Below are 10392 nucleotides of genomic sequence, written 5' to 3'. Positions count from 1 at the left end.
GCCGTAGGGGAGTTCGAGGCGGTGGGTTGCCAGGAGGGGCTCGTTGGTGAGGATGTCGGCGGTGGGGGCGTCGGCGACGATCCGGCCGGCGTCCAGGATCACCGAACGGTCGCAGAGCTCCGCCGCGTACGGCAGGTCGTGGGTGACCATCAGCAGGGTCACCGGCAGGGCGCGCAGGATCTCCGCCAGTTCCCGCCGGGCGGCCGGGTCGAGGTTGGACGACGGCTCGTCGAGGACCAGGATCTCCGGGTGCATGGCGAGCACGGTGGCCACCGCCACCCGGCGACGCTGACCGAAGGAGAGGTGGTGCGGCGCCCGGTCCCGGTGCTCGCTCATCCCGACCGCGGCCAGCGCCTCGTCGACCCGGGCGGCCAGTTCCGCGCCGCGCAGCCCCAGGTTGGCCGGGCCGAACGCGACGTCCTCGGCGACGGTGGGCAGGAAGAGCTGGTCGTCCGGGTCCTGGAAGACGATGCCCACCCGGCGGCGGATCTCGGCGAGGGTGGCCCGGTCCCCGCTCACCGTCAGCCCCCCGACGCTGACCGTGCCCTCAGTCGCGGTGAGGATGCCGTTGAGGTGCAGCACCAGGGTGGTCTTGCCGGCGCCGTTCGGCCCGAGCAGCGCCACCCGCTCGCCGCGCGGCACGGTGAGGTCCACCCCGTGCAGGGCGACGTGGCCGTCCGGGTACGCGTACCGGACGCCGCGCACGTCCAGGGAGGGAGCGGTCTGCACGTACCCGATCATGTCAGCACGACCGCGACGGCGGCGATGGCGACCGCGGCGACCGGCACGGTGGCCGCGACCGCCCACTGGCCGGCGGTGGCGGCACCCGCCCCCTGCCAGACCGCCGGCATCCGGCCGGAGTAGCCGCGCGACACCATCGCCAGGTAGACCCGCTCACCCCGCTCGAACGCCCGCAGGAAGAGCGCGCCGACACCGGCGGCGAAGCCACGCAGCTGCCACAGGAAGCGGGGGTCGTCCCCGCGGGAGACCCGGGCCACCCGCATCCGGCGGGCCTCACCGACCAGCACGTCCAGGTAGCGCAGCATGAACGTGGCGATCTGAGTGAGGATCTGCGGGCAGCGCAGCCGGTCGAGGCCGATGATCAGATCCCGCGTCGTCGTGGTCGCCGCGAGCAGAAGCGACGCCAGTACGCCGAGGGTGCCCTTGGCAAGGATGTTCCAGCCGCCGAGCAGCCCGTCGACGGAGAGGCTGAGCCCGGCCACCTCGATCCGCTCCCCCGCCCCGAGGAAGGGCAGCGCGAACGCGAAGAGCACGAACGGCAGCTCGATCAGCGCCCGGCTGACCAGCCAGCGCGGACCCACCCGGGCCAGCGCCGCCACGGCGGCAACCAGCAGGGCGTACCCGCCGAAGGCCCAGTACGCCTCGCGGGGCGTGGCGACCACGGCGACGGTGAAGACCACCATCGCGGCGATCTTCACCTCGGGCGGCAGGCGGTGCACCGGCGAGGTGGACTCCCGGTAGAGCACGTGCGCGTGTCCGGCACCCATGGCGATCAGTGGCGACGGTCGCCGCGCGGCGACGGGTCGTCGGCGGCAGTCGCGTCGCTGCCGGTGGGGTCACCGGCGGCCGGGCCGCGGCGGCGGGCCAGCCAGAAGAGGCCGCCGCCCAGCGCGAAGGTGAGCAACACACCGGCGACGCCGGAGAGGCCGGTGGAGAGGAACCTGTTGTTCAGGCCGCGGATGCCGTAACCGGCCAGCGGGCCGTCGGCGAGCTCGTGGCCCTTCGTCTGCTGGGCGGGGCAACTGCCGCCGGTGATCTGGCCGTCGGCGTTCACCGTGCAGCCCTTGAGCAGCGACGAGTCCAGCCCGTCCGGGTGGGAGGAGGCGTAGTTGCTGACCACGCCGGCGAGCAGCAGGGCGACCAGCAGCCCGCCGAGGACGAAACCCCAGGTGCGCTTCCTCATCGGACACCACCGGTGACCGGTACGGCGGGAGCCAGCGCGGCCGGCTTGCGGGCGCGCAGCGCGTACACCAGATCGGGGCGGACCTTGGCGACGGTGACCACGGTGGTGGCGGTGACCAGGCCCTCGCCGATGCCGATCAGCAGGTGGACGCCGGCCATCGTGCCGGCCAGGCCGGCCAGGTTGCCGCCCAGGTCGGTGGTGCCACCGAGCCAGTACTGCAGGACGAAGCCCTGACTGGCGACGAGCACGCTGACCAGGGCGGAGACGAACGCGGTGACGCCCAGCCCGGCCGGTGTGCGCGGCAGCACCCTCAGCAGCAGCGCGATCAGCAGGTACGCGGCCGCGGTGCCGAGGATCGCCATGTTGGTGATGTTGAGGCCGAGCATGGCCACCCCGCCGTCGCCGAAGACCAGCGCCTGCACGACCAGCACCACCGCCACGCAGAGCGCGCCGACCCACGGGCCGACCAGCAGCGCGGCGAGCGCGCCGCCGAGCAGGTGGCCGCTGACGCCGGCGGTGAAGATCGGGAAGTTGAGCATCTGCACGGCGAAGATGAACGCGGCCACCAGGCCCGCCATCGGGGCCAGCCGGTCGTCCAGGTCGCGGCGCCCGCGCAGGACACAGAGGGTGAGCACGGCGAGCGCGAAGGCGGCGAAGACGGCGGCGACGGGGCCGTTGATGATCCCGTTCGAGATGTGCATCGCCAGGGTTTCCACTCGACCTCCCAGGGCGCGGCGGGCGGGCGCACGCCGGCACGGTCAGCCTATTTCCGGCGCGCCACTGTTGCCAAGATTTTGCAACAAGCCATGGTCTTGATCACCTGCCACGGCGCGTCACCGGCGCGGCCACGTCGTACGACAGCGGTATCGTCTCCGCCATGACCGACCGCCTCAGCCCCGGCGACCCCGCGCCCGAGTTCACCCTCCCCACCGACACCGGCGGGACGCTCTCCCTGGCCGGCCTGCGCGGCCGCAAGGTCATCCTGTACGCCTACCCGGCCGCCATGACCCCCGGCTGCACCAAGCAGGCCTGCGACTTCCGCGACTCGCTCGCCTCGCTCCAGGCCGCCGGCTACGAGGTGGTCGGCATCTCCCCCGACAAGCCGGAAAAGCTGGCCAAGTTCCGCGACCGGGACGCCATCACCTTCCCGCTGGTCGCGGACACCGACAAGGCCGTGCTGACCGCGTACGGCGCGTACGGCGAGAAGCAGATGTACGGCCGGACGGTCACCGGAGTGATCCGCTCGACCTTCGTCATCGACGAGGACGGCAAGATCGAGCGCGCGCTCTACAACGTCAAGGCCACCGGCCACGTCGCCAAGCTGCGCCGCGACCTCGGCCTCGACTGAGGCTGTCGCACCGCGTCGCTACGGTGCGTCCGTGGTCCGGTACAGATACTCACCCGAGCGGCTGGCGGAAGCGGCGGCGCAGGCTCGGAGCGTCACCGAGGTGATGCGGCTGCTCGGGGTACGCATCAGCGGTGGGTCGCACGCGCACATCAGCCGGCAACTGAAGCGCTTCGGCATCGACACGTCCCACTTCACCGGCCAGCTGTACAGCCGTGGTCGTATCGGGCGGCGCCGGCCCTCCACAGAGGTGTTGGTCAAACTGGCACCTGATGCCCGTAGAACCCCCGGGTTCCGTCTGAAGCGAGCCCTGGCGTTCATCGGCCTTCCCGAGCAGTGCGAGATCTGCGGCGTGGGCACAACATGGCAAGGCCGTCCGCTGGTCCTGCACGTCGATCACATCAATGGCGACTTCCTCGACAACCGTCCGCCCAACCTTCGCTTGCTCTGCCCGAACTGCCACAGCCAGACAGCCACCTATGCCGGGCGGAGGAACCGGCGGCCGGCGGGGGAGGATGCCCTCCGCCATACGCAGGATGACCCGCCGGATGACCCAGCAAGCCGCCTGGCGCAGGCGGGCGGGTCCACCTCGCCGCTTGAGGAGCAAGAGGTGGTTGCGTTGGTGCGCCAAGTCGCCGCAGGAGAACTCACAGCGGTGGCGGCTGGGCGGCGGATGAACTGCAGCCGGGATCGAGTGCGCAGGATGCGCCGACGCTTGGAGGCGACCGGAACCGTACGGCCCCAGCCGCGCCCGGGCGACGCCCCGTACGGCGGCAGTTCCGCGATGCCGTTGTGCGCCTTGCTCTCGCCCACCCTTACTGGGGTTCACGGAAGATTGCCCTCGGCCTGGCCCACGCATTGGACCAAGACCGGCCAATCAGCCACCGCACCGTGCATCTCATCTTGAAGGAGGCCGGCCTCAGCACGCCGGAGGCCCGACGCTCTAGGCTCAGCGGGTCGGCGGGAGTGGAGTAACAGGCAGCCGCGCTAGGGGTAAGTAGGAGGCCTGCGGATTCAGCGCCGCGTGGCAGGGAGCGCGCTGACTCCACGTGTTGATCACGTCAGCGGTGATTTCCTGGACAATCGACCCCACAACCTCCGATTGCTTCGCCCCGAATGGCACTACCAGACGGCCAGCGACGCCGGCGACCCCAGGCCAGCTGTGGTCGGGCCGGGCGTGGTCTACGATCCGAAGGCTGTGACACCGACCGGCTTCCCGATCGGGAGGCGGCTTCGCCGTCAGCCGGAGCCGCCGTGGAAAATGACGGTGTACGAGGTGAAGGGGCCGTAGCCCAACTGGCAGGAGGCATACGGTTTAGGTCCGTACCAGTGCGGGTTCGAGTCCCGCCGGCCCTACTTCTCCCCGTTTAACGGCGGTGTCGGCTAGATCACGATCGCGGGGCTGAGGCTCCGCCACTGCGCCAGGATGGCGGCCGTGAGCCTGCGCTTCGTCCTCGATCCCGAACTCACGCCCACCCTGTGCGAGCAGATCGTCGACCTCTGGGTGGACGTCACCAACGCCGGCGGCGCCGTCGGCTTCGTGGCCCCGGTGACCGGCGCGGACGTCCGGCCCACCGCCGAGGCGACCTTCGCCGACCTCACCGAGGGCCCGGACCGGCTGCTCGTCGGCTACGAGGGTGACCGGCTGGTCGGCATCCTGATCATCGGGGACAACCGGTTCCACCTGAAGGCGCACTGGCGGGTGCTCAAGCGGGTGATGGTCCACCCGGACACGCAGGGTCGTGGGTACGGCGTCGCGCTGATGCGGGAGGCCGAGCGGCTCGGCCGTGAACTTGGCGTGGAGGCGTTGCACGTCACGATCCGCGACGGGCTCGGCCTGGACTCGTTCTACGGGCGGCTCGGCTACCGGGAGGTGGGCCGGCTGCCCCGCGCGCTGCGGCTCGCCCCCGACGACGACCGGGACGAGGTCTTCATGTGGCTGGACCTGGCCGGGCCGGCGGCCTGACCTGCGGCCAAGCGGCCGGGCGAGGCACGGTGGAGCGCCGGCGGTCAGGGGTGCCGGGCGCGGAGCAGGCCGGAGCCGATCGTGGTCAGGGAGCGCAGCTCCTCGGCGAGCGCCGGCCGGTCGCGCAGGGTGTCCTCCAGGCGGACCCGCCACAGGCCGGACTCCACCAGCGCGCGGTCACGGCCGCCCCGGCGTACCTGGTCCCGGGTGTCCCGGAGCGCGTCCTCGATGGTCGGTCCGAGCAGGTCGCCGATCTCGTGGCTGAGCCAGCCGAACAGGTCCTCGTCGTCCGTCGCGCCGACGATCAACCGGGCGGTGTCCCACGCGACGCGGGAATGGTGGACCACCTGCATCTCGACTCCTCTGTCGACGTGACCACTGCGGCCATCATCGACCGGAGCAGGTTCGGCGACAAGACCCGCCGGAGCGGGTCAGTCCTCGACGGCGACCGGGTCGCCGACGCGCACCTCGCCCGGCCCGTCGGGCACCATGTGCAGCCCGAAGAGGAGTTTCTGTCCGATGGTGCGGTGCCGGGCGAGGGTGCGCAGGGGCTCCTTGCCGCGTACCCCCGTCTCCTGGTCGGTGGTGGTGACCACGCAGCGGTCGCACGGCCCGGCGGCGCGGAGGACGGTCGAGCCGACCCGGAGCCGGCGGCCCGCCCACCCGTCCTCGGCCCAGGCCGGGGCGCCGTCGACCACCAGGTTGGGGCGGAAACGGGTCATCGGTACCGGCGGCTCGCCGGCCTCGGCGAGCCAGCCGTTGAGCGCGTCGAGCGAGGTGCGGCTCGTCAGCAGCAGCGGGTACTCGTCGGCGAAGCTGACCTGGTCGCCGGTGTCGTGGTCGCGCTCGTCGGGGTTGAGGTGCCGGGTCGGCCCAGCCAGACCAGCCGTACCGGTCGGCCGAGCAGCGCGCCGAGCCAGTCGTCGGCGGCCGGCCCGGCGGGCAGTGCGGGGACGGGCAGCCGGCTGCGGAACACCCGTACCAGGGCCGGCTCCGCCGCGGCCGGCTCGGGCACGTCGACGTCGGGGCGGTCGGCGGCGCGCAGCAGCAGCCCGCCATCGCGCGGGGTGGCGTGCAGGGTGACCAGCTCGGCGGCCTCCCGCTGGGTGACGCCGACGCCGTGCTCGTCGATCACCATCCAGCGCCGGTCGCCCGCCAGGCCCCACGGTTCGACCCGGGCGCCGTCGTGGTCGAGCCGGTGGCAGCCCTTGACAGGGTACGTGTGGATGGCGGCGAGCCTCACCAGGCCACCCCGATGCCGTCGCCCGGGTACCAGTGGCGGGCCGGGGTCTCCCGGTAGGCGAGGAAGCGCCGGCCGGTGCGTTCGGCGTGCTCGGCGAGGACGTTGGTGACGGTGACGTTGTCGGTGAGCAGCATCGCGTTCGGGGCGAGCTTCGGCTCCACCGCCTCGAACTCGCTCCTCTCGTGCACCCGGCTGTGGTCGCTGTCGTGCAGGAAGAGGTCGACCGGGCGGTCGAGCGCGCCGATCGAGGCGACCGAGTCGCCGATCACCAGGTCCACCACGTTCGCCCAGGGCGTCGCCCGGGCCAGGTATCCGGCCTCGGGGTTGATGTCCAGCGAGGTGAGCCGGCCGGGGTGCCCCTCGGCGGTGTTGCGCAGCAGCGCGGCGGCCAGTACGCAGCTGCCCAGCCCCTTGTCCACGCCGGTTTCGACCACGTGGGCGGGCTTGCGGGCGCGGACGATGGCGTACCAGCCGATCCGGCGGGCGTACCGGACGTGCTTGTCGGCCAGGCCACGGCGGGATGCGGTGGCGGTGGCCTGCTCGATGTGCCGGCGCAGCTGCTCGTCGGTCTCGATCTCGTTGAGGTAGGCCCGGACCTGCTTGACCGGCACGTCGCAGACGACGCTGACGAACCAGGCGAGGTGGTGCCGGCTCAGCTTGGTCAGCTCGTACGTGTAGTTGTGGTGCTCCCGTGAGGTGACCAGCCAGCGGGCGGAGGTGCGGAGCACCTTGGCGTCGTACCGGGCGACCCGCGCCAGCCGCTTCGGGAAGGCGGCGACCGGCGCCAGCGGGGTGCGGGCGATGACCCGTCGGAGCTTCGTTGCGTCCACGGGAGGGTTCTACCAGGTGAAGCGGGTCGCTGACGAGGAAAGTTTTCATTCACCGGGTCGGCTGGGTGCGGTCCACCGGTCGGACGAGGGTCCCCGGCCCTCGGCGTGACTCAGTAGCATCGCGCCCATGCCAGATCGCCAGCAGATCGCGGACCGTGCAACGGATCGGGCGGCGCTTCCGTCCGCTGTGGACAGCGTCACCACGCCGCCAGCCGGGCGTCGCCGGCGGGGACGCCGGATCGCCCTGATCATTCTGCTGGTGGTGGTGCTCCTGGGCGCCGGTGCAGTGGGCGCCGGCGCCTTCTACCTGCGCTCGGTGGAGTCGGGCATCGAGCGGGTGGATGCCTTCACGGAGGTGCCGGAGCAGGCCCGCCCGCAGGTCGTCGCCAAGGACGCGCTGAACATCATGATCCTCGGCAGCGACTCTCGTGATCCGGAGAACAGCTCCGGCTCCCGCTCGGACACCATCATCCTCGCCCACCTGCCGAAGGACCGGGCCAGCGCTCAGCTCATCTCGATCCCGCGGGACACCTGGGTGCACGTGCCGCGGTCGAAGAACGGCCAGCACGGCGGTCGAGACGCGAAGATCAACGCGGCCTTCGCCTGGGGTGGCGTGCCGCTGATGGTGCAGACCGTGGAGAGCTTCACGGGAGTCCGGATCGACCACGTGGCCATGGTGGACTTCGCCGGATTCAAGGAGATCGTCGACGCGCTCGGCGGGATCGAGATCGACGTGGAGACGAGCTTCACCTCCACCCACTCACTGAACTCGGACAGCAAGCGGACCTTTGTCCAAGGTCGACAGAAGGTGGACGGAGCCGCCGCGCTCGACTACGCGCGCGAGCGGTACGCCTTCGCCGACGGCGACTTCGCGCGAATCCGCCACCAGCAACAGGTCATCAAGGCGATCCTGGACAAGGCCGCCTCCGGCGGGACGCTGTCGAACCCGGCGAAGCTGAACGCCTTTCTCCAGGCCACGACCAATGCGGTCTCGGTCGACCAATCGCTGTCCATTCTGGATTTCGCCACCGAGCTGCGGCATCTGCGCAGCGGCAACCTGAGCTTCTTCACCTGCCCGACCAAGGGCACCGGCCGAGTGGGCAGCGAAAGCGTGGTCTTCGCCGACAAGCCCGGGGCGGAGAAGCTCTTCGACGCGGTGCGACGTGACTCTACTTCGGACATTGCGAGTGCCGGAACGTAGACAGGAATCACCCGGGGCGGCTCTGGCCGCCCGTATCGACCGCGCCGTATCCTGCGTTCGCCCGGCGGCCCCGTGACAGGCCTCCGTGGCGATCACGGGGAGGTCACACACACCATGACGACTCAGCCTGCGACCAGTGAGCAGCTGCTGCTCAGCACGCAGCGCACCGGACCGTCCAGCGGCGTCGAACCGCTCCAGGATGGAGAGTCCGGAGAGGACGATCCGCCTAAGTCCGGTCCCGCGGTGCGCGAGCCACCAGCCCCGCCAGCCCGCCCGGGCCTCGACACGACGGCCGTCCTGCCGTACGCCAGCTCGCGCGCTTCCCTGCGGACCCGCCGGCTGCGGGCCTGGATGATCACCGCCCCGGCGGACCTCGCCGCGCTGCTCGCCCCGCTGCTGCTCTCCGACCGGTACTGGCGCGGCACGCTGGTCATGGCGGGGCTCACCGTCGCGCTCTTCGCCGGTGGCGGCCTGTACCGGGCCCGCCGGCACCTGAGCATCCTCGACGAGCTGCCGAGCCTCGGCGGGCGGCTGCTCGCCTCCGCCGCGGTGGTGGCGATCATCGCGGCCCTGCGCCACGAATCGGCCGAGTACGTGGTCGGCTTCATGCGCGGGGTGGCCCTCTCCGCCGGACTGGTCATCGTCAGCCGGGCGATCACCCGGAAGGTGACGGTGGTGGCGCGCAAACGGCGCTGGGTGGAGCACAACGCGATCGTGATCGGGGCCGGCCCGGTGGGCAGCGAACTGGCCCGCCTCCTGCGCCGGTACCCCGAGTACGGCCTGCGCTTCGTCGGCTGCGTGGACGCCGACCCGTCCCCGCTGCCGGGCGGCATGCCGCTGATCGGCACCGTGGCGGACCTGGAACAGCTCGTCCGGCTGGCCGGGTGCGAGGTGCTGATCATCGCAGATCCGAGCTGCCCGGAATCGGTTCTGATGGAACTGCTGCGCCGCCCGGCCAGCGCGGCCTGCGACCTCTGGGCGGCGCCCCGGCTCTGGGGCACCCGGTCGTACGGCGGCAACGCCGATCACATCGGCGCCATCCCGGTGGTGAAGATCGGCGCCACCACCCTCTCCGGTCCGCGCTGGGCGGTCAAGCGGGTGTCGGACGTGCTGTTCGCCCTGGTGGCGCTGCTGCTGCTGAGCCCGGTGCTGCTGCTCTGCGTACTGGCCACCGCGCTCGAGGGCCCCCGCGGGATCTTCTTCCAGCAGGAGCGGATCGGCCGGCACGGTCACCCCTTTCAGCTGGTCAAGTTCCGGTCCATGCGCCCGGCGGACGAGCGGGAGTCGCAGACGAACTGGTCCATCGCCCACGACCGGCGGGTCGGCCCGATCGGCCGCTTCCTGCGGCGGACCTCCCTGGACGAACTGCCGCAGCTGTGGAACATCCTGCGCGGCGACATGAGCGTCGTCGGGCCGCGTCCCGAGCGGCCGTACTTCGTGGCGAAGTTCTCCGCCGAGTACCCGCACTACGCGATGCGCCACCGGGTGCCCGCGGGACTCACCGGGCTCGCTCAGGTCAGTGGCCTGCGCGGCGACACCCCGATCTCCGACCGGGCGCGCTTCGACAACTACTACATCGAGAACTGGTCGCTCTGGCTCGACGTCAAGGTGATCCTGCGGACCGTCGCCGAGGTGTTCCGCGCCGGCGGTCGCTGACCCGGCGCTGCGGCGCCACCGACTGACCGCTCCCCGGTCGACGCGTGCGATCATCGGTCGCGCCCGGGACGGCGGCGCCGTCCACTGTGTCACGGGAGGGGACCGATGGGCCACGACGGTACGACCGGAGCCCGCGCGGTCAGCCGGCGCGCGCTCGTTCGCGGCGGCGCCCTCGCCGCCGGCCTCGGCACGGCCGCCCTGGGTGGCGCCGCCGCCGCGGCGGGTCA

Annotated in this window: 11 protein-coding genes, 1 tRNA gene and 1 pseudogene; 6 read left to right on the top strand and 7 right to left on the bottom strand. The window is 71.8% G+C overall.

Annotated features, from left to right (window positions below):
- The 4 genes from DKL51_RS27490 to DKL51_RS27475 form a co-directional block, all read right to left on the bottom strand.
- Positions 1 to 741: energy-coupling factor ABC transporter ATP-binding protein (locus DKL51_RS27490; RefSeq protein WP_148097854.1), on the bottom strand; the 741-nt coding region annotated here is incomplete at its 3' end.
- A complete protein-coding gene (gene cbiQ / locus DKL51_RS27485) occupies positions 738 to 1508 on the bottom strand; it encodes a cobalt ECF transporter T component CbiQ (protein ID WP_109946097.1) in 771 nt (256 codons plus the stop codon). The genes cbiQ and DKL51_RS27490, both read right to left, overlap by 4 nt.
- A 5-nt stretch (positions 1509 to 1513) precedes the next feature.
- Positions 1514 to 1924, bottom strand: coding sequence for a PDGLE domain-containing protein (locus DKL51_RS27480; protein WP_109946096.1), 411 nt, complete (start codon positions 1922 to 1924; stop codon positions 1514 to 1516).
- Entirely contained in the window at positions 1921 to 2640 is a 720-nt protein-coding gene (locus DKL51_RS27475) for an energy-coupling factor ABC transporter permease (protein ID WP_109946095.1), read from the bottom strand. The genes DKL51_RS27480 and DKL51_RS27475 overlap by 4 nt, the downstream gene beginning before the upstream one ends.
- Positions 2641 to 2801: 161 nt before the next feature.
- Here DKL51_RS27475 and bcp point away from each other — a divergent pair, with 161 nt between their 5' ends.
- From bcp to DKL51_RS27455, 4 genes are all read left to right on the top strand, one after another.
- On the top strand, positions 2802 to 3272 hold the full coding sequence (bcp, locus tag DKL51_RS27470; RefSeq protein ID WP_109946094.1) for a thioredoxin-dependent thiol peroxidase: 471 nt from the start codon (positions 2802 to 2804) through the stop codon (positions 3270 to 3272).
- A gap of 31 nt (positions 3273 to 3303) precedes the next feature.
- A complete protein-coding gene (locus DKL51_RS27465; RefSeq protein ID WP_221623246.1) occupies positions 3304 to 4176 on the top strand; it encodes an HNH endonuclease signature motif containing protein in 873 nt (290 codons plus the stop codon).
- A gap of 374 nt (positions 4177 to 4550) precedes the next feature.
- A tRNA-Leu gene (locus DKL51_RS27460) sits at positions 4551 to 4625 on the top strand.
- Positions 4626 to 4704: 79 nt separating this feature from the next.
- Positions 4705 to 5235 carry a GNAT family N-acetyltransferase gene (locus tag DKL51_RS27455; RefSeq protein WP_109947609.1) on the top strand — a complete coding sequence of 177 codons (531 nt, stop codon included), beginning with the start codon at positions 4705 to 4707 and terminating at the stop codon, positions 5233 to 5235.
- A 44-nt stretch (positions 5236 to 5279) separates the two neighbouring features.
- Here DKL51_RS27455 and DKL51_RS27450 read toward each other — a convergent pair whose 3' ends face one another.
- The 3 genes and pseudogenes from DKL51_RS27450 to DKL51_RS27440 form a co-directional block, all read right to left on the bottom strand.
- Positions 5280 to 5588, bottom strand: a complete 309-nt coding sequence (locus DKL51_RS27450) for a hypothetical protein (protein WP_109947606.1) — start codon at positions 5586 to 5588, stop codon at positions 5280 to 5282.
- Between the two features lie 78 nt (positions 5589 to 5666).
- A pseudogene (locus tag DKL51_RS27445) lies at positions 5667 to 6478 on the bottom strand (MOSC domain-containing protein).
- Entirely contained in the window at positions 6475 to 7308 is an 834-nt protein-coding gene (locus DKL51_RS27440; protein WP_109947607.1) for an O-methyltransferase, read from the bottom strand. The pseudogene DKL51_RS27445 and the gene DKL51_RS27440 overlap by 4 nt, the downstream one beginning before the upstream one ends.
- A 127-nt stretch (positions 7309 to 7435) precedes the next feature.
- On the opposite strand from DKL51_RS27440, the gene DKL51_RS27435 reads away from it, so the two are divergent.
- The gene (locus DKL51_RS27435) at positions 7436 to 8509 is read left to right on the top strand and encodes an LCP family protein (RefSeq protein ID WP_109947608.1); all 1074 of its coding nucleotides are present in this window, start codon (positions 7436 to 7438) and stop codon (positions 8507 to 8509) included.
- A 114-nt stretch (positions 8510 to 8623) separates the two neighbouring features.
- A complete protein-coding gene (locus DKL51_RS27430; RefSeq protein WP_260428688.1) occupies positions 8624 to 10165 on the top strand; it encodes a sugar transferase in 1542 nt (513 codons plus the stop codon).
- Positions 10166 to 10392: the final 227 nt, after the last annotated feature.

The organism is Micromonospora globispora (genome assembly GCF_003857015.1).
In the GTDB taxonomy this organism is placed as follows: domain Bacteria; phylum Actinomycetota; class Actinomycetes; order Mycobacteriales; family Micromonosporaceae; genus Micromonospora; species Micromonospora globispora.
The sequence above is the reverse complement of the archived record's forward strand: the minus strand, read 5'-3'. Positions and strand labels throughout refer to the sequence as shown.